20 protein-coding genes are annotated in these 19,336 nt (G+C 58.0%); 18 read left to right on the plus strand and 2 right to left on the minus strand.

Annotated elements, in window-relative coordinates; genetic code table 11:
* Positions 1–226 precede the first annotated feature (226 nt).
* From maeB to eutR, 18 genes are all read left to right on the plus strand, one after another.
* Complete coding sequence (gene maeB, locus WM46_RS00945) at positions 227–2,506, plus strand: NADP-dependent oxaloacetate-decarboxylating malate dehydrogenase (protein WP_102601190.1); 2,280 nt, start codon at positions 227–229, stop codon at positions 2,504–2,506.
* Between the two features lie 159 nt (positions 2,507–2,665).
* Positions 2,666–3,001 carry an ethanolamine utilization microcompartment protein EutS gene (eutS, locus tag WM46_RS00950; RefSeq protein WP_042317647.1) on the plus strand — a complete coding sequence of 112 codons (336 nt, stop codon included), beginning with the start codon at positions 2,666–2,668 and terminating at the stop codon, positions 2,999–3,001.
* A gap of 13 nt (positions 3,002–3,014) precedes the next feature.
* Positions 3,015–3,494 (plus strand): ethanolamine utilization acetate kinase EutP, encoded by a 480-nt coding sequence (gene eutP, locus WM46_RS00955; RefSeq protein WP_061074929.1) that lies wholly within the window; start codon positions 3,015–3,017, stop codon positions 3,492–3,494.
* On the plus strand, positions 3,472–4,164 hold the full coding sequence (gene eutQ / locus WM46_RS00960) for an ethanolamine utilization acetate kinase EutQ (RefSeq protein WP_102601191.1): 693 nt from the start codon (positions 3,472–3,474) through the stop codon (positions 4,162–4,164). The genes eutP and eutQ overlap by 23 nt, the downstream gene beginning before the upstream one ends.
* Entirely contained in the window at positions 4,161–4,964 is an 804-nt protein-coding gene (eutT, locus tag WM46_RS00965; RefSeq protein ID WP_102601192.1) for an ethanolamine utilization cob(I)yrinic acid a,c-diamide adenosyltransferase EutT, read from the plus strand. Before eutQ ends, eutT begins: the two co-directional genes overlap by 4 nt.
* Positions 4,961–5,977, plus strand: coding sequence for a phosphate acetyltransferase (pta, locus tag WM46_RS00970; RefSeq protein WP_102601193.1), 1,017 nt, complete (start codon positions 4,961–4,963; stop codon positions 5,975–5,977). The genes eutT and pta overlap by 4 nt, the downstream gene beginning before the upstream one ends.
* Positions 5,978–6,013: 36 nt before the next feature.
* Positions 6,014–6,304, plus strand: a complete 291-nt coding sequence (gene eutM, locus WM46_RS00975; protein WP_000387720.1) for an ethanolamine utilization microcompartment protein EutM — start codon at positions 6,014–6,016, stop codon at positions 6,302–6,304.
* Between the two features lie 77 nt (positions 6,305–6,381).
* Positions 6,382–6,669, plus strand: coding sequence for an ethanolamine utilization microcompartment protein EutN (gene eutN / locus WM46_RS00980; RefSeq protein ID WP_042317652.1), 288 nt, complete (start codon positions 6,382–6,384; stop codon positions 6,667–6,669).
* Positions 6,670–6,680: 11 nt separating this feature from the next.
* Positions 6,681–8,084, plus strand: a complete 1,404-nt coding sequence (locus WM46_RS00985; RefSeq protein WP_061074925.1) for an aldehyde dehydrogenase family protein — start codon at positions 6,681–6,683, stop codon at positions 8,082–8,084.
* Positions 8,085–8,094: 10 nt separating this feature from the next.
* On the plus strand, positions 8,095–8,934 hold the full coding sequence (eutJ, locus tag WM46_RS00990; RefSeq protein ID WP_102601194.1) for an ethanolamine utilization protein EutJ: 840 nt from the start codon (positions 8,095–8,097) through the stop codon (positions 8,932–8,934).
* Positions 8,924–10,111: an ethanolamine utilization ethanol dehydrogenase EutG gene (gene eutG / locus WM46_RS00995; RefSeq protein ID WP_102601195.1), complete on the plus strand. Its 1,188-nt coding sequence runs from the start codon at positions 8,924–8,926 to the stop codon at positions 10,109–10,111. The genes eutJ and eutG overlap by 11 nt, the downstream gene beginning before the upstream one ends.
* Before the next feature lie 123 nt (positions 10,112–10,234).
* Positions 10,235–11,461, plus strand: a complete 1,227-nt coding sequence (gene eutH / locus WM46_RS01000; protein WP_061074923.1) for an ethanolamine utilization protein EutH — start codon at positions 10,235–10,237, stop codon at positions 11,459–11,461.
* Positions 11,458–12,861, plus strand: a complete 1,404-nt coding sequence (gene eutA, locus WM46_RS01005; RefSeq protein ID WP_061074922.1) for an ethanolamine ammonia-lyase reactivating factor EutA — start codon at positions 11,458–11,460, stop codon at positions 12,859–12,861. The genes eutH and eutA overlap by 4 nt, the downstream gene beginning before the upstream one ends.
* An 11-nt stretch (positions 12,862–12,872) precedes the next feature.
* Positions 12,873–14,234 (plus strand): ethanolamine ammonia-lyase subunit alpha, encoded by a 1,362-nt coding sequence (gene eutB, locus WM46_RS01010; RefSeq protein ID WP_061074921.1) that lies wholly within the window; start codon positions 12,873–12,875, stop codon positions 14,232–14,234.
* Positions 14,235–14,254: 20 nt separating this feature from the next.
* Positions 14,255–15,151: an ethanolamine ammonia-lyase subunit EutC gene (gene eutC, locus WM46_RS01015; RefSeq protein WP_102601196.1), complete on the plus strand. Its 897-nt coding sequence runs from the start codon at positions 14,255–14,257 to the stop codon at positions 15,149–15,151.
* Positions 15,152–15,160: 9 nt separating this feature from the next.
* A complete protein-coding gene (gene eutL, locus WM46_RS01020; protein ID WP_046484833.1) occupies positions 15,161–15,820 on the plus strand; it encodes an ethanolamine utilization microcompartment protein EutL in 660 nt (219 codons plus the stop codon).
* 12 nt (positions 15,821–15,832) lie between these two features.
* On the plus strand, positions 15,833–16,339 hold the full coding sequence (gene eutK, locus WM46_RS01025) for an ethanolamine utilization microcompartment protein EutK (protein WP_061074919.1): 507 nt from the start codon (positions 15,833–15,835) through the stop codon (positions 16,337–16,339).
* A gap of 47 nt (positions 16,340–16,386) precedes the next feature.
* The gene (gene eutR, locus WM46_RS01030; RefSeq protein WP_061074918.1) at positions 16,387–17,439 is read left to right on the plus strand and encodes an HTH-type transcriptional regulator EutR; all 1,053 of its coding nucleotides are present in this window, start codon (positions 16,387–16,389) and stop codon (positions 17,437–17,439) included.
* Between the two features lie 95 nt (positions 17,440–17,534).
* Here eutR and hemF read toward each other — a convergent pair whose 3' ends face one another.
* Positions 17,535–18,434 carry an oxygen-dependent coproporphyrinogen oxidase gene (hemF, locus tag WM46_RS01035; protein ID WP_102601197.1) on the minus strand — a complete coding sequence of 300 codons (900 nt, stop codon included), beginning with the start codon at positions 18,432–18,434 and terminating at the stop codon, positions 17,535–17,537.
* A gap of 2 nt (positions 18,435–18,436) precedes the next feature.
* Positions 18,437–19,306 carry an N-acetylmuramoyl-L-alanine amidase AmiA gene (gene amiA, locus WM46_RS01040; protein WP_061074916.1) on the minus strand — a complete coding sequence of 290 codons (870 nt, stop codon included), beginning with the start codon at positions 19,304–19,306 and terminating at the stop codon, positions 18,437–18,439.
* Positions 19,307–19,336 lie beyond the last annotated feature (30 nt).

Consider the following 19,336-nt stretch of genomic DNA (forward strand, 5'->3'; position numbering starts at 1 on the left):
CACTTCTGAGAAATTCATGATGTGCACCACAAAAAAGCATAGCAGACAGGCATGGTATTGCTGGCTTAAGCAGGTAACATGGTTGTTATGAGTTGATTACGAAATCTTTATTTAAGTCGTGATAGTTTGGGGACCTTCAAAGTTTGCGTCCCGCAGTGCGGTGATAATGTGCGACGCACCTGACTGCGCGTGACTTTTTTGAACGATACGTGAAAGGAACAACAAGATGGATGACCAGTTAAAGCAAAGCGCCCTTGATTTCCACGAATTCCCGGTACCTGGTAAAATCCAGGTTTCCCCGACCAAGCCCCTTGCCACGCAGCGCGATCTGGCGCTGGCCTACTCGCCGGGCGTCGCGGCACCTTGTCTTGAAATCGAAAAAGACCCGCTGGCTGCGTATAAATACACCGCGCGTGGCAACCTGGTTGCCGTTATCTCTAACGGGACGGCGGTGCTGGGCTTAGGCAATATTGGCGCGCTGGCCGGTAAACCGGTCATGGAAGGCAAAGGCGTTCTGTTTAAGAAATTCGCCGGTATTGATGTGTTCGATATCGAAGTCGATGAGCTCGATCCGGACAAATTTATTAACGTCGTTGCCGCGCTGGAGCCGACGTTCGGCGGGATCAACCTGGAAGACATCAAAGCGCCGGAGTGTTTCTACATCGAACAGAAACTGCGCGAACGCATGAATATTCCGGTGTTCCATGACGATCAGCACGGCACCGCGATCATCAGTACCGCCGCCATTCTTAACGGTCTGCGGGTGGTAGAGAAAAATATCTCCGACGTGCGGATGGTGGTATCTGGCGCGGGCGCGGCGGCGATCGCCTGTATGAACCTGCTGGTGGCGTTGGGAATGCAGAAACACAATATTGTGGTCTGCGACTCGAAAGGCGTCATCTACAAAGGTCGTGAGCCGAATATGGCTGAAACCAAAGCGGCCTACGCGGTAGACGATGACGGTAAACGGACGCTGGATGACGTCATCGACGGCGCGGATATTTTCCTCGGTTGTTCAGGCCCGAAAGTGCTGACTCAGGAGATGGTCAAGAAAATGGCCCGCGCGCCGATGATTCTGGCGCTGGCTAACCCGGAACCGGAAATTCTGCCGCCGCTGGCAAAAGAGGTGCGTCCGGACGCCATTATCTGTACCGGCCGTTCCGACTACCCGAACCAGGTCAACAACGTCCTGTGCTTCCCGTTCATTTTCCGTGGCGCGCTGGACGTCGGCGCGACGGCAATCAACGAAGAGATGAAGCTGGCTGCGGTCCATGCCATTGCCGAACTGGCGCATGCCGAGCAGAGCGAAGTCGTGGCTTCAGCCTATGGCGACCAGGATCTGAGTTTCGGCCCGGAATACATCATTCCAAAACCGTTCGACCCGCGTCTGATCGTTAAAATCGCGCCAGCGGTTGCCAAAGCGGCGATGGATTCCGGCGTGGCAATGCGACCGATTGCCGACTTTGATGCTTATATCGATAAGCTGACCGAATTTGTCTACAAAACCAACCTGTTTATGAAGCCGATTTTCTCGCAGGCACGCAAAGCACCGAAGCGTGTCGTATTGCCGGAAGGGGAAGAGGCGCGCGTGCTGCACGCCACGCAGGAACTGATCACGCTGGGTCTGGCGAAGCCGATCCTGATTGGTCGTCCTGGCGTAATCGAAATGCGCATTCAAAAACTGGGTCTGCAGATCAAAGCGGGTGTTGATTTTGAGATCGTCAACAATGAATCCGATCCGCGCTTTAAAGAGTACTGGAACGAGTACTACCAGATCATGAAGCGTCGTGGCATTACGCAGGAGCAGGCGCAGCGTGCGGTGATCGCCAACACCACGGTGATTGGCGCGATCATGGTACAGCGCGGCGAAGCAGATGCGATGATCTGCGGCACTATCGGTGATTACCATGAACACTTCAGCGTGGTGAAAGCGGTGTTTGGCTACCGTGAAGGCGTCCATACCGCCGGGGCGATGAACGCGTTGCTGCTGCCGAGCGGCAATACCTTTATTGCCGATACCTATGTCAATGACGACCCTGAACCGGAAGAGCTGGCGGAAATCGCCGTGATGGCGGCGGAAACCGTGCGTCGCTTTGGTATCGAACCGAAAGTGGCGTTGCTGTCACACTCTAACTTTGGTTCGTCCAACTGTCCGTCTGCAGGCAAAATGCGCGCCGCGCTGGAGATTATCAAAGCACGTGCGCCTGACCTGATGATTGACGGCGAAATGCATGGTGATGCCGCGCTGGTGGAAAGCATTCGTAATGACCGGATGCCGGACAGCCCGCTGAAAGGCTCGGCCAATATTCTGGTGATGCCAAATATGGAAGCCGCGCGTATTAGTTATAATTTACTGCGCGTCTCCAGTTCAGAAGGTGTCACGGTTGGCCCGGTTCTGATGGGCGTGGCAAAACCGGTTCACGTATTAACGCCGATCGCCTCTGTGCGTCGAATTGTTAATATGGTGGCGCTGGCAGTGGTTGAGGCGCAAACACAGCCGCTGTAATTTCACTTTAATTAATTCCGGCGCGGGTTTCTCCCGCGCCTTTTTATTTTCTGCGTATTAGTGATCCACTTCACCTTTTAAATCACCTTGCCGAATTTTGTTATTTACCCTGACAAAAAATTGCCACGATAAGCCCAGTCTTAACACAGGCGGTGAGCAATGGATAAAGAACGCATCATTCAGGAATTTGTGCCGGGCAAACAGGTCACGCTGGCGCATCTCATTGCGCATCCAGGTGAAGAACTGGCGAAAAAGATCGGCGTTCCCGAAGCAGGGGCCATCGGCATTATGACCCTGACGCCGGGAGAAACCGCGATGATTGCCGGCGATCTGGCGATGAAGGCTGCCGACGTACATATCGGTTTTCTCGACAGATTCAGTGGTGCGCTGGTGATCTACGGCTCGGTCGGCGCGGTAGAAGAGGCCTTATTGCAAACGGTCAGTGGGCTGGGGCGGTTATTAAATTTCACCCTCTGCGACCTGACGAAAAGCTAATTCTGAGGTGCTTATGAAACGTATTGCGTTTGTTGGCACTGTCGGCGCGGGAAAAACAACGCTTTTTAATGCCTTACAGGGAAATTATTCCCTCGCCAGAAAAACGCAGGCCGTGGAATTTAATAAAAATGGCGATATCGATACGCCAGGGGAATATTTCAGTCATCCCCGCTGGTATCACGCCTTAATTACCACGCTGCAGGACGTTGATACGTTGATTTATGTCCATGCGGCCAATGACAAAGAAAGTCGCTTACCTGCCGGGCTGTTAGATATCGGTGCCAGTAAACGACACATCGCCGTGATCAGCAAAACGGATATGCCAGATGCCGACGTGACCGCAACGCGGGAATTACTGCGCGGGATTGGGTTTCAGGAGCCGATTTTCGAACTCAACAGCCATGACCCGCAAAGCGTGCAGCACCTGGTGGACTATCTGACTGAGCTCAGCCAAAAGGAGGAAGGGGCAGGTGAAAACACTTATCACAGCTAACGATATACGTGCGGCGCACGCACGAGGCGAACAAGAGATGTCGGTGGTGCTGCGCGCCAGCATCATCACCCCGGAAGCCCGTGAAGTCGCGGAGTTACTGGGCATCACGATTGTGGAGTGCGAGGGATGCGCGCCAACGGCAGCGTGCAGTGTGGACGAGGCCAAATCTGAAACGCAGCGCATTCGTGAAACTATCATCGCGCAACTACCGGAAGGGCAGTTTACCGAGAGTCTGGTTTCGCAGTTGATGGACAAAGTGCTGAAGGAAAAACAGTCGCTGGAGCAGGGCGGGATGCAACCGGGTTTTCATTCGGTGACCGGCAAAGGCGGCATCAAAGTGATCGATGGCAGCAGCGTTAAGTTTGGCCGCTTCGACGGCGCACAGCCGCACTGCGTGGGCCTGACCGATCTCGTTACCGAGCAGGACGGCAGCAGTATGGCCGCCGGGTTCATGCAGTGGGATAACGCGTTCTTCCCGTGGACGCTGAACTACGACGAAATCGACATGGTGCTCGACGGTGAACTGCATGTGCGCCATGAAGGTGAAACGATGATCGCCAAAGCCGGGGATGTCATGTTTATCCCCAAAGGCTCGAGCATTGAATTTGGCACGCCGACGACCGTGCGCTTCCTGTACGTTGCGTGGCCTGCGAACTGGCAATCGGTATGAAAGATTTCATCACCGAAGCATGGCTCAGAGCGAACCATACGCTCAGCGAAGGGGCGGAAATCCATCTCCCTGCTGACGCTCGCCTGACGCCCTCTGCCCGCGAACTGTTGGAAGGCCGTCATCTGCGCATCAAGTTTCTGGATGAGCAGGGCAGTCTGTTTGTCGACGACGAGCAACAGCAGCCGCAGCCGGTGCACGGGTTAACCAGTAGCGATACGCATCCCCAGGCCTGCTGTGAACTGTGTCGCCAGCCGGTGGCGAAAAAGCCTGACACCTTGACCCACCTGACGGCGGACAAAATGGTCGCCAAAAGCGATCCGCGTCTGGGCTTTCGTGCCGCGCTGGACAGCACCATCGCGCTGGCGGTGTGGCTGCAAATCGAACTGGCGGAGCCATGGCAGCCCTGGCTGGCGGATATTCGTTCGCGGCTGGGCAATATTATGCGCGCCGATGCGATGGATGAACCCCTGGCGGCACAGTCCATTGTCGGGCTGAACGAGGATGATCTGCATCGTCTTTCCCATCAACCGTTGCGTTATCTGGAGCACGATCATCTGGTGCCTGAAGCCAGTCATGGTCGTGAGTCCGCGCTGCTGAATCTGCTACGTACCAAAGTTCGCGAGACGGAAACGATCGCCGCCCAGGTCTTTATCACCCGCGGTTTTGACGTCCTGCGACCGGATATTTTGCAGGCGCTGAACCGTCTTTCCAGCGCGGTCTACGTGATGATGATTCTGAGTGTCACCAAACACCCGCTCACCGTCAGCCAGATCCAACAGCGACTGGGAGGTGAACAATGATCATTGAACGCGCCCGCGAACGGGCTCAGCAAGCCCCGGCCCGGGTGGTCTTTCCGGATGCGTTAGACGAACGCGTGCTGAAAGCAGCGCACTACCTGCAACAGCACGGCCTGGCGCACCCCATTCTGGTGGCCAGCCCGTTCGCGCTGCGCCAGTTCGCCCTCACGCATCGGGTGGCGCTGGACGGTATTCAGGTTATCGACCCGCACAGCAACCTGGCGATGCGTGAAGCGTTCGCAGAGCGCTGGCTCGCCCGGTCCGGGGAGAAAACGCCGCCGGATGCCGTTGAGAAACTCAATGACCCGCTGATGTTTGCAGCGGCGATGGTTAGCGCAGGCAAGGCGGATGTCTGTATCGCCGGCAATCTTTCCTCCACGGCTAACGTGCTGCGCGCGGGCTTACGCATTATTGGCCTGCAGCCGGGGTGTAAAACGCTGTCGTCTCTTTTCCTGATGCTGCCGCAGTACGTCGGACCGGCGTTAGGGTTTGCCGACTGTAGCGTGGTGCCGCAGCCAACGGCGGCACAACTGGCGGATATCGCGATCGCCAGTGCCGACACCTGGCGCGGTATCACCGGTGAAGAACCGCGCGTGGCAATGCTGTCATTCTCCAGTCAGGGTAGCGCCCGTCATCCCTGCGTGGCGAACGTGCAGCAGGCAACAGAGATTGTTCGTGAACGCGCACCCACGCTACTGGTGGATGGCGAACTGCAATTTGACGCCGCCTTTGTGCCGGAGGTCGCCGCGCAAAAAGCGCCTGCCAGTCCGCTACGGGGTCACGCCAACGTGATGGTTTTTCCGTCACTGGAGGCCGGCAATATTGGTTACAAAATCGCCCAGCGTCTGGGCGGATATCGTGCCATCGGGCCGCTGATTCAGGGGCTTGCCGCACCGCTTCATGACCTTTCGCGAGGCTGTAGCGTACAGGAAATTATCGAACTGGCGTTGGTGGCAGCCGTGCCGCGCCAGACTGACGTGAGTCGCGAACGTGACTCACAAACCCTGGTTGTATAAATGGTCCCGTTCTGGACCCCATGAGAGGAAAACACAATGGAAGCTTTAGGAATGATTGAAACCCGGGGCCTGGTTGCACTGATTGAGGCCTCTGATGCGATGGTAAAAGCCGCACGCGTGAAGCTGGTTGGTGTGAAACAGATTGGCGGCGGTCTGGTGACTGCGATGGTCCGTGGCGATGTCGCGGCCTGCAAAGCAGCAACGGATGCCGGTGCCGCAGCGGCACAGCGTATCGGCGAACTGGTCTCTGTTCACGTGATCCCGCGTCCGCATGGCGATCTGGAAGAAGTGTTCCCGATCAGCTTCAAAGGCGACAGCAACATCTAAGCAGGACTGGGGGCCGGATGGCGCTGCGCTTATCCGGCCTACAGGATCGCAGCACAACTTAACCCACGGAGGCGGGTATGAAACTGGCAGTCGTCACAGGACAAATCGTTTGTACCGTACGCCATCAGGGACTGGCACACGACAAATTGCTGATGGTGGAGATGATCGATGCCCAGGGAAATCCCGACGGGCAGTGTGCCGTCGCCATTGACAGCATCGGGGCGGGTACCGGGGAGTGGGTGCTGCTGGTTAGCGGCAGTTCTGCTCGCCAGGCGCATCGCAGCGAAGCGTCCCCTGTCGATCTGTGCGTGATTGGTATCGTCGATGAAGTGGTGGCTGGCGGTCAGGTGATATTCCACAAATAGGACTGAACATCATGAATCAACAGGATATTGAACAGGTGGTGAAAGCGGTACTGCTGAAAATGAAAGACAGCAGCCAGCCAGCGACCGCCGTTCATGAAATGGGCGTCTTTGCCTCCCTGGATGATGCGGTGGCGGCAGCAAAAGTCGCTCAGCAGGGGCTGAAGAGCGTGGCGATGCGCCAGCTTGCCATTCACGCCATTCGTGAAGCGGGCGAAAAGCATGCCAAAGAATTAGCGGAACTTGCCGTCACAGAGACTGGCATGGGACGCGTCGACGATAAATTTGCCAAAAACGTGGCACAGGCACGCGGGACACCGGGCGTGGAGTGTTTATCGCCACAGGTACTCACCGGCGATAACGGCCTGACGCTGATCGAAAATGCGCCGTGGGGCGTCGTCGCCTCAGTGACGCCATCCACTAACCCGGCGGCAACGGTGATTAATAACGCCATCAGCCTGATTGCCGCAGGTAACAGCGTCGTGTTCGCCCCCCATCCGGCGGCGAAAGGCGTTTCACAACGCGCGATCACACTGCTTAACCAGGCGGTGGTGGCGGCGGGTGGCCCGGAAAACCTGCTGGTGACCGTGGCGAACCCGGATATCGAAACCGCGCAGCGGTTGTTTAAGTACCCAGGCATTGGTCTGCTGGTCGTCACCGGCGGCGAAGCGGTGGTCGACGCCGCCCGCAAACACACCAATAAACGTCTGATTGCCGCCGGTGCCGGTAATCCGCCGGTGGTTGTCGATGAGACGGCGGATCTGGCGCGGGCTGCGCAATCCATCGTCAAAGGCGCGTCCTTCGATAACAACATCATTTGCGCTGATGAGAAGGTGCTGATTGTCGTCGACAGCGTGGCGGATGAGCTGATGCGCCTGATGGAAGGCCAGCAGGCGGTGAAACTGAGCGCCGCGCAGGCCGAACAGCTCCAGCCGGTGTTGCTGAAAAATATCGATGAGCGTGGCAAAGGCACTGTCAGCCGTGACTGGGTTGGACGCGACGCGGCAAAAATCGCCGCCGCCATTGGCCTGCAGGTCCCGGATCAAACCCGACTGCTGTTTGTTGAAACGCCTGCCACGCATCCTTTTGCCGTCACGGAACTGATGATGCCGGTCCTGCCGGTGGTACGGGTGGCAAATGTCGACGAGGCTATTGCGCTGGCGGTGCAACTGGAAGGCGGCTGTCACCATACCGCTGCGATGCACTCGCGCAACATCGACAACATGAACCAGATGGCGAACGCCATTGATACCAGCATCTTCGTCAAGAACGGACCGTGCATTGCCGGACTGGGACTGGGCGGTGAAGGCTGGACCACCATGACCATCACCACGCCAACCGGGGAAGGGGTGACCAGTGCGCGTACGTTTGTGCGTCTGCGTCGCTGTGTATTGGTGGATGCGTTCCGCATCGTTTAAGGAGAGAGAGATGGCGCACGACGAAGAAAGTTGGCTCACGCCAAGACTGCAAAAAGCCGCTGACCTGTGTAATCAGGCGCCTGCGACAAGCGATTCCGCGCTGTGGCTGGGTGTTGATCTCGGCACCTGCGACGTGGTGTCGATGGTTGTCGACGGCGACGGACAGCCGGTCGCGGTGTGTCTTGACTGGGCTGACGTCGTGCGCGACGGCATCGTCTGGGATTTCTTCGGCGCGATCACTATCGTGCGCCGCCATCTCGATACGCTCGAACAACAGCTCGGCAGCCGGTTTACCCACGCGGCGACGTCGTTCCCGCCGGGCACCGACCCGCGCATCTCCATCAACGTACTGGAATCTGCCGGGCTGGAGGTCAGCCATGTGCTGGATGAACCAACCGCGGTCGCCGATCTGCTGCAACTGGATAACGCCGGTGTCGTGGATATCGGTGGCGGCACGACCGGGATCGCCATCGTTAAGCAGGGCAAAGTGACGTACTCGGCGGATGAGGCGACGGGCGGTCACCATATTTCTCTGACTCTGGCCGGAAACCGGCGCATCGAACTGGAAGAGGCCGAGCAGGTCAAGCGCAGCAACGCGCAGGAGATTTGGCCGGTAGTAAAACCGGTCTACGAAAAAATGGCGGAGATCGTTGCCCGTCATATCGAAGGACAAGAAATAGCCGATTTATGGCTGGCGGGTGGCTCCTGTATGCAACCGGGCGTGGAGGCGTTGTTTCGCCAGCGCTTTCCTGAACTCCAGGTACATCTGCCCCGGCACAGCCTGTTTATGACACCGCTGGCGATCGCAAACAGCGGGAGAGAGAAAGCGGAGGGAATCTATGCAAGCTGAATTGCAAACGGCGCTCTTTCAGGCATTCGATACCCTGAATCTGCAACGCGTGAAAACGTTCAGCGTACCGCCGGTCACGCTGTGCGGGCTCGGGGCGCTCAGTTCCTGCGGACAGGAAGCGCAATCGCGAGGATTAAGCCATCTGTTCGTGATGGTCGACAGTTTCCTGCATCAGGCGGGGATGACCGCGTCGTTAGAGCGCAGTCTGGCGATGAAAGGCGTGGCGATGACGGTCTGGCCGTGTCCGATGGGTGAGCCGTGCATCACCGACGTCTGCGCGGCGGTCGCCCAACTGCGCGAGTCAAAATGCGACGGCGTTGTCGCCTTTGGCGGCGGTTCAGTGCTGGATGCGGCAAAAGCAGTCGCCCTGTTGGTGACGAATCCAAATCAGACGCTGGCGGAGATGACGGAATACAGCAGTTTACGTCCGCGCCTGCCGTTGATTGCCGTCCCCACCACCGCCGGAACCGGATCGGAAACCACTAACGTAACGGTGATTATCGACGCGGCGACGGGACGCAAACAGGTGCTGGCACATGCGACGCTGATGCCGGACGTGGCAATCCTCGATGCCGCGCTGACCGAAGGCGTACCGCCTCATGTGACGGCAATGACCGGGATTGATGCGCTGACGCACGCGGTTGAGGCATACAGCGCGCTGAATGCCTCGCCGTTTACCGACAGCCTGGCGATTGGCGCGATTGCGATGATTGGCAAATCGCTGCCGAAAGCGGTGGGTTACGGTCATGACCTCGCCTCACGAGAGAGCATGCTACTGGCCTCCTGCATGGCAGGAATGGCGTTTTCCAGCGCCGGGCTGGGGCTGTGTCATGCGATGGCGCATCAGCCTGGCGCCACATTGCACATTCCGCATGGCCAGGCGAACGCCATGCTGCTGCCGACGGTGATGGGCTTTAACCGCATGGTGTGTCGCGAACGCTTTAGCCATATCGGGCGCGCCTTAACCAATAAGAAAGCAGACGATCGCGACGCTATCGCCGCAGTCAGCGAACTGATTGCGGAGGTGGGCCTGAACAAACGGCTCGCTGATGTCGGCGCAAAACCAGAACACTACAGCGTCTGGGCGCAAGCCGCGCTGGAGGATATTTGTATACGCAGCAACCCACGCACCGCCACGCAGAGCGACATTATCGAGTTGTACGCGGCGGCACAATAAAAGCATACCAGGACGTAGGCCAGATAAGGCGTTCGCGCCGCCATCTGGCAAAACGCGGCATCATTGCCTGATGGCGCTGCGCTTATCAGGCCTACGAAAACCCTGGCAAATGGAGATAAGGGTATGGGAATTAACGAAATCATCATGTACATCATGATGTTCTTTATGCTGATTGCCGCCGTGGACAGGATCCTGTCGCAGTTCGGCGGGTCGGCGCGTTACCTCGGGAAGTTCGGCAAAAGTATTGAGGGATCCGGCGGTCAGTTCGAAGAAGGATTTATGGCGATGGGCGCACTGGGACTGGCGATGGTCGGTATGACCGCGCTGGCGCCGGTGTTAGCCAAACTGCTTGGGCCAGTGATTATTCCGCTGTATGAAATGCTTGGTGCGAACCCGTCGATGTTCGCCGGAACGCTGCTGGCGTGCGATATGGGCGGCTTCTTCCTCGCCAAAGAGCTGGCAGGTGGCGATGTCGCGGCGTGGCTCTACTCGGGGCTGATTCTGGGGGCAATGATGGGACCTACCATCGTGTTCTCTATCCCCGTTGCGCTGGGCATTATCGAACCGTCCGACCGCCGTTATCTGGCGCTTGGCGTGCTGGCAGGCATTGTCACGATCCCTATTGGCTGTATTGCCGGCGGTCTGGTCGCGATGTATTCGGGCGTTGAGATCAATGGACAACCGGTCGAGTTCACCTTCGCGCTGATCCTGATGAACATGATCCCGGTGATCATCGTCGCCGTGCTGGTGGCGCTGGGACTGAAATTTATCCCGGAAAAAATGATCAACGGCTTCCAGATCTTCGCCAAATTCCTCGTCGCGCTGATCACCATTGGTCTCGCCGCGGCAGTCATCAAGTTCCTGCTGGGCTGGGAGCTGATCCCTGGTCTCGACCCGATCTTCATGGCGCCTGGCGACACCCCCGGTGAAGTGATGCGCGCCATTGAAGTGATCGGTTCTATTTCCTGCGTGCTGCTCGGGGCGTATCCGATGGTGCTGTTGCTGACCCGCTGGTTTGAGAAACCGCTGATGCGTGTTGGTAGCCTGTTGAAAATCAACAATATGGCGGCAGGCGGCATGGTGGCGACACTGGCGAATAACATCCCGATGTTCGGCATGATGAAGCAGATGGATACCCGCGGCAAAGTGATCAACTGCGCCTTCGCCGTCTCCGCAGCCTTCGCGCTGGGTGACCACTTAGGTTTCGCGGCGGCCAACATGAACGCCATGATCTTCCCGATGATTGTCGGCAAATTGATTGGCGGTGTCACGGCAATTGGCGTGGCCATGATGCTGGTGCCAAAAGATGAAAACGTTCCGGCAGAAACGGAAGTGGAGGCGCAATCGTGAACACGCGCCAGCTACTGAGCGTCGGTATCGATATCGGCACCACGACCACTCAGGTGATCTTCTCGCGCCTGGAACTGGTTAACCGTGCGGCTGTGTCGCAGGTGCCCCGTTACGAATTCATCAAACGCGACATTAGCTGGCAAAGCCCGGTCTTCTTTACCCCCGTCGATAAGCAGGGCGGGTTACGGGAGGACGAACTTAAAGCGCTGATCCTCGCGCAGTATCAGGCGGCGGGGATCGCGCCGGAATCAGTTGATTCAGGGGCCATCATCATCACCGGCGAGAGTGCGAAAACCCGCAATGCGCGCCCGGCGGTGATGACGCTCTCCCAGTCGCTCGGCGACTTTGTGGTTGCCAGCGCCGGACCGCATCTGGAATCGGTGATTGCCGGTCACGGCGCCGGGGCGCAAACCCTGTCTGAACAGCGGATGTGCCGGGTGCTGAACATCGACATCGGCGGCGGCACTTCGAACTACGCGCTGTTTGATGCCGGAAAGGTGAGCGGCACCGCCTGCCTGAACGTCGGCGGACGTCTGCTGGAGACTGACGGTCAAGGGCGCGTCGTGCATGCCCATCAACCCGGTCAGAAGATTGTCGATGAGGTATTCGGTGTTGGTACCGATGCCCGTTCACTGACCGTCGCGCAGTTAGGGCAGGTAGCGCAGCGGATGGCGAGTCTGATCGTAGAAGTGATCGACGGCGCGCTGTCGCCATTGGCGCAGACGCTGATGCAAACCGGGTTACTGCCAGCGGACGCGAAGCCGGAGGTGATCACCCTGTCCGGCGGCGTGGGGGAGTGCTATCGCAACCTGCCTGCCGACCCGTTCTGTTTTTCTGATATTGGGCCGCTGCTGGCGACGGCGCTGCATGAGCATCCGCGTCTGCGTGCGATGAACGTGCAGTTTCCGGCGCAGACCGTGCGCGCCACGGTGATTGGCGCAGGGGCGCACACGCTGTCGCTCTCGGGCAGCACCATCTGGCTGGAAGGGGTTCAGTTGCCGCTGCGCAATCTGCCGGTGGCGATCCCGATGGATGACGCCGATCTGGTTGGCGCGTGGCAACAGGCGCTGATGCAGCTCGATCTGGATCCACAGACTGACGCATACGTACTGGCGCTTCCCGCCTCGCTGCCGGTGCGTTACGCCGCATTACTTACGGTCATCGACGCGCTGCTGGCCTTCATCGCGCGTTACCCGAATCCGCATCCCCTGCTGGTGGTGGCCGAGCAGGACTTTGGTAAAGCGCTGGGCATGCTGTTGCGCCCACAGTTACAGCAACTCCCGCTGGCGGTCATTGACGAAGTGATTGTCCGGGCGGGCGACTATATCGACATTGGTACGCCTTTGTTTGGCGGATCGGTTGTGCCGGTGACGGTGAAATCACTCGCATTTCCTTCCTGAGGGAACGACTTATGAAACTAAAGACCACATTGTTCGGCAATGTTTATCAGTTTAAGGATGTAAAAGAGGTGCTGGCAAAAGCCAACGAACTGCGTTCGGGGGATGTGCTGGCCGGCGTCGCGGCGCAAAGCTCACAGGAGCGTGTAGCGGCGAAACAGGTGTTGTCGGAAATGACGGTGGCGGATATTCGCAACAACCCGGTGATTTCCTATGAAGAGGACTGCGTCACGCGTCTGATTCAGGACGATGTCAACGAAACGGCTTACAACCGCATTAAGAACTGGAGCATCAGCGAGCTGCGTGAGCATGTGTTGAGCGATGAGACCTCGGTTGATGATATTGCCTTTACGCGTAAAGGACTGACCTCGGAAGTGGTGGCGGCGGTGGCGAAGATCTGCTCTAACGCGGATCTGATCTACGGCGGCAAGAAAATGCCGGTGATCAAAAAGGCCAACACCACGATCGGGATTCCCGGCACCTTCAGTTGTCGTCTGCAGCCGAACGATACCCGTGATGATGTGCAGAGTATTGCCGCGCAAATCTACGAAGGGCTCTCTTTTGGGGCTGGCGATGCGGTGATTGGCGTCAACCCGGTGACCGACGACGTGGAGAACTTAAGCCGCGTGCTGGACACGGTTTATGGGGTGATCGACAAGTTCAACATCCCGACCCAGGGCTGTGTGCTGGCGCACGTTACCACGCAGATTGAAGCGATCCGTCGCGGTGCGCCGGGTGGACTGATCTTCCAGAGTATCTGCGGCAGTGAAAAGGGCTTAAAAGAGTTCGGCGTGGAGCTGGCAATGCTGGACGAAGCGCGTGCGGTAGGGGCGGAGTTTAACCGGATCGCCGGGGAAAACTGCCTGTACTTTGAAACCGGACAGGGCTCGGCGCTCTCTGCCGGGGCGAACTTCGGGGCGGACCAGGTGACGATGGAAGCGCGTAACTACGGTCTGGCGCGTCACTACGATCCATTCCTGGTAAACACCGTGGTGGGCTTTATCGGGCCGGAGTATCTCTACAATGACCGTCAGATCATTCGTGCCGGTCTGGAAGACCACTTTATGGGCAAGCTGAGCGGCATCTCGATGGGCTGCGACTGCTGCTACACCAACCATGCCGATGCCGATCAGAACCTCAACGAAAACCTGATGATTCTGCTCGCTACCGCGGGTTGTAACTACATCATGGGTATGCCGCTTGGCGACGACATCATGCTCAACTACCAGACCACCGCCTTCCACGATACGGCGACCGTACGCCAGTTGCTGAATCTGCGTCCGTCGCCGGAGTTTGAACGCTGGCTGGAAACAATGGGCATTATGGCAAATGGTCGCCTGACCAAACGGGCGGGCGATCCGTCACTGTTCTTCTGATGACGCGGGGATGACAAACAATGGATCAAAAACAGATTGAAGAAATTGTACGCAGCGTAATGGCGTCAATGGGACAGATACAGCCGCAGACCGCCGCCCCGTCGCCGCAGTCCTGCAACCAGACGTCGTGCGCGGCGCCGTCCACCGCAGAGAGCTGCGCGCTGGATCTGGGTTCCGCTGAAGCGAAAGCCTGGATTGGCGTGGAAAATCCGCACCGCGCAGAGGTGCTGACCGAACTGCGGCGCAGCACCGCGGCGCGCGTCTGTACCGGACGTGCCGGTCCGCGTCCACGCACTCAGGCGCTGCTGCGTTTTCTCGCCGATCACTCACGCTCGAAAGACACCGTACTGAAAGAGGTGCCGGAAGAGTGGGTGAAAGCGCAGGGACTGCTGGAAGTGCGCTCGGAAATCAGCGACAAGAATCTCTACCTGACGCGCCCGGATATGGGCCGCCGTCTGAGTCAGGAAGCCATAGAGGCGCTGAAATCACAGTGCGTCGCCAATCCGGATGTTCAGGTGGTGGTGTCTGACGGCCTGTCTACCGATGCGATCACCGCGAACTATGAAGAGATCCTGCCGCCGCTGCTGTCCGGTCTGAAGCAGGCCGGGCTGAAGGTCGGGACACCGTTCTTTGTCCGCTATGGCCGCGTGAAGATTGAAGACCAGATTGGCGAGATCCTCGGGGCGAAAGTGGTGATTCTGCTGGTCGGTGAACGTCCTGGGCTGGGGCAGTCGGAAAGTCTCTCCTGCTACGCGGTCTATTCACCGCGCGTGGCGACGACGGTGGAGGCCGACCGTACCTGTATTTCCAATATCCACCAGGGGGGCACACCGCCGGTAGAAGCGGCTGCTGTCATCGTGGATTTGGCCAAACGCATGCTGGAGCAGAAAGCGTCCGGCATCAACATGACCCGTTAAGGAGGCATCATGCCAGCATTAGATTTGATTCGACCCTCGGTCAGCGCGATGCGCGTGATTGCTTCCGTGAACGACGGGTTTGCACGTGAACTTAAATTACCACCGCATATACGTAGCCTCGGTCTCATCACGGCAGATTCTGATGACGTGACGTATATTGCCGCAGACGAAGCGACAAAACAGGCGATGGTTGAAGTGGTGTATGGCCGTTCGCTGTACGCCGGGGCAGCCCATGGGCCGTCACCGACAGCGGGTGAAGTGCTGATTATGTTGGGGGGACCGAACCCGGCGGAAGTGCGTGCCGGTCTGGATGCGATGGTCGCGCATATCGAAGGCGGCGCGGCGTTCCAGTGGGCGAACGATGCAGAAAACACGGCGTTTCTGGCGCACGTGGTATCGCGTACCGGTTCTTATCTCTCGTCAACGGCAGGCATTGCACTGGGCGATCCGCTGGCCTATCTGGTGGCACCACCGCTGGAAGCAACCTATGGCATTGATGCGGCGATGAAATCTGCCGATGTCCAGTTGGTGACCTACGTGCCGCCACCGTCGGAAACCAACTACTCGGCGGCGTTTTTGACCGGCAGCCAGGCTGCCTGTAAAGCCGCCTGTAATGCCTTTGCCGATGCGGTTCTGGACATCGCCCGTAACCCTGTTCAGCGCGCGTAACGGAGGTCATCAATGATCAATGCACTGGGGTTACTGGAAGTGGAAGGCATGGTCGCCGCCGTTGATGCGGCGGATGCCATGCTGAAAGCCGCCAACGTCAACCTGCTGAGCCATGAAGTGCTTGACCCGGGCAAAGTGACGCTGGTGGTGGAAGGCGATCTGGCGGCGTGCCGCGCGGCGCTGGATGCCGGAAGCGCCGCAGCACAGCGCACAGGTCGCGTCATCAGCCGCAAAGAAATTGGTCGGCCAGACGACGATACCCAGTGGCTGATCGGCGGATTTAAGCGCGCGTCGACTCCTCCTGAGCAGAAGAAAGCGCTACAGCCTGAAGCGCCTGCGCGGTCTGAATACGCCGACGCGCTGCTGGCGCAGCTCGCGACGGTGCGTCAGGGAATGACGGCAGGAGAGGTCGCCGCGCACTTTGGCTGGCCGCTTGAAGAGGCCAGAAACGCACTGGAACAGCTCTTTACTGACGGGGCGTTGCGTAAACGCAGTAGTCGCTATCGCTTAAAAAATTAACCTGTCGGAGGGCCGGGCGTCTTACCAGGCGTCCGGCATAAAAGATCATGAAAAAGACCCGTTCAGCCAGTTTGCACCATCTTTATCATGAAGCGTTACCCGAAGACGTTAAACTCACGCCAAAGGTTGAAGTGGACAACGTTCACCAGCGGCGGACCACGGATGTTTATGAGCACGCCCTGACAATTACCGCCTGGCAGCAGATTTACGATCAGCTGCATCCGGGGAAGTTTCATGGCGAATTCACGGAAATCCTGCTTGATGACATTCAGGTTTTTCGCGAATACACCGGACTGGCGCTGCGTCAGTCATGCCTGGTCTGGCCGAATTCGTTCTGGTTTGGCATTCCGGCCACGCGCGGCGAGCAGGGATTTATTGGCGCACAGTGTCTCGGCAGCGCCGAGATTGCGACCCGCCCGGGCGGTACGGAGTTTGAGCTGAGCACGCCGGATGATTACACGATTCTCGGGGTCGTTATCTCAGAGGATGTGATTTCCCGCCAGGCGCAGTTTTTACATAATCCGGAAAGGGTGCTGCATATGCTGCGCAACCAGTCGGCGCTGGAGGTCAAAGAGCAGCACAAGGCGGCGCTGTGGGGCTTTGTCCAGCAGGCGCTGGCGACCTTTAGCGAGAATCCGGAGAATCTTCATCAACCCGCAGTGCGTAAGGTGCTGGGGGATAATCTGTTGTTGGCGATGGGCATGATGCTGGAGGACGCGCATCCCATCAACTCGGCGGAGAGTATCAGCCATCAGGGCTACCGCAAACTGCTCTCCCGGGCGCGGGACTATGTGCTGGACAATATGTCGGAGCCGCTGACGGTACTCGACCTCTGCAACCAGCTTCACGTCAGCCGTCGTACGTTGCAGAATGCATTTCACGCGATTCTGGGGATTGGACCGAATGCGTGGCTGAAGCGGATCCGACTGAATGCGGTGCGACGGGAATTAATCAGTCCGTGGTCACAGAGTACCACGGTCAAGGATGCGGCAATGCAATGGGGGTTCTGGCATTTAGGGCAGTTCGCCACCGACTACCAGCAATTGTTTGCCGAGAAACCATCACTGACGTTGCACCAGCGCATGCGCCAGTGGATGTAACGTCGCGACGGCGTGCCGGATGGCGCTGCGCTTATCCGGCCTACGGGTGAAATGTCATTGCCAGGCCGGATAAGGCGTAAGACGCCATCAGGCAATTACACCCACTCACGCACCTGAATAAAATCGCGCAGCGCGGCCTCCGGGCTGTCGGCATCCGGCTGCCAGTCGTATTCCCAACGCACCAGCGGCGGCATTGACATCAGAATCGATTCGGTGCGCCCGCCGGTCTGTAGCCCAAACAGGGTGCCACGATCCCATACCAGATTAAATTCTACGTAACGACCACGGCGATAGAGCTGGAAATTACGCTCACGCTCACCCCAGCGCATCGCCTTACGGCGCTCAACGATCGGCAGATACGCTTCGGTATAGCCCTGGCCGACGGCCTGCATAAAGGCGAAACAGTGGTCAAAATCCGGCGTGTTCAGATCGTCGAAAAACAGCCCGCCGATCCCGCGCTGCTCGTTGCGATGTTTGAGGAAGAAATAGTCATCGCACCACTTTTTGTAACGCGGATAGACCTCGTCGCCAAACGGCTGACACAGATCGCGCGCGGTGCGATGCCAGTGAACGGCGTCTTCTTCAAAGCCGTAATAGGGCGTTAAGTCGAAACCACCGCCAAACCACCAGACCGGATCGGCACCCGGTTTTTCGGCGATGAAGAAACGCACGTTGGCATGGCTGGTGGGAATATAAGGATTGAGCGGATGCACGACCAGCGATACGCCCATCGCTTCAAAGCTGCGTCCTGCCAGCTCCGGGCGGTGGGCCGTGGCCGATGCTGGCATGGCGTCACCGTGTACGTGAGAAAAATTGACGCCAGCCTGCTCGAAGATGCCGCCGTTACGCAGCACCCGACTGCGTCCGCCGCCGCCCGCGTCACGCTGCCAGCTATCTTCGACAAACTCTGCGCCGTCAATGGCGGTGAGTTGCTGGCAAATGGCATCCTGCAGGTTCAGCAGGAACTGTTTTACGCGTAGAGCATCGGGTTTCATGATTAACGTTTCTTCGAGTGTGCTTTCTGATTATCAAACCAGTGGAAATAGCTGATCACGCCGTTGGCAATGGCGGTGGCAATCTTCTGGCGAAAGGCCGTGGTGCCCAGCAATCGCTCTTCTTCCGGATTGGTGATGAATGAGGTTTCCACCAACACCGAGGGAATTGACGGTGATTTTAGCACCACAAACGCCGCCTGTTCCGTACTGCGACTGTGCAGTTTATGTACGGGTTTGATCTTCCTGAGAATATGTGAACCCAGCGTCAGGCTGTTTTTGATGGTATCCGTTTGTACCAGATCGAACAGCACCTGCTGCAACAGGTGATCTTTGTCGGTCGTTTTCTTGCCGGCGACTTCATCGGCGCGGTTTTCGCGGTCGGAAAGGTATTTCGCCATCGCGCTACTGGCCCCGCGATTGGAGAGGGCAAACACCGACGCGCCCGCAGCGCTGGGATTGGTAAAGCCGTCCGCGTGGATCGACATAAACAGATCCGCGCCGTGCTTGTGGGCGATTTCGACACGATCGTACAGAGGAATAAAGGTGTCGCCTGAACGCGTCAGACGGCAGTCGATCCCCTGACTGCGCAAAATGGAACGCACATTTTTCGCAATCGCCAGCACAACATGCTTTTCTTTGGAGCCGTTGCGGCCAATGGCTCCGGTGTCGATACCGCCGTGCCCCGGGTCCAGCACGACAATGCGCTTGCCGCCCGATTTTTTCGTAGCAGGTTGACTGTGACCATTGCTGGTTTTCAGAGGGGCTTCTTTGGCTGTGGCGTTCGCCATCCCTGTTAATGTCAGCGCCGCCAGTCCGGCTTTCAGCACCTGACGGCGCGATGTGAGAGTTTTTAGCGGTTTAAAAGTGCTCATACGGCCTGAGTTGTAAAAAAAAAGAATCCC

Origin of the sequence: Citrobacter freundii complex sp. CFNIH2 (genome assembly GCF_002880615.1) — a bacterium.
In the GTDB taxonomy this organism is placed as follows: Bacteria; Pseudomonadota; Gammaproteobacteria; order Enterobacterales; family Enterobacteriaceae; genus Citrobacter_A; species Citrobacter_A amalonaticus_F.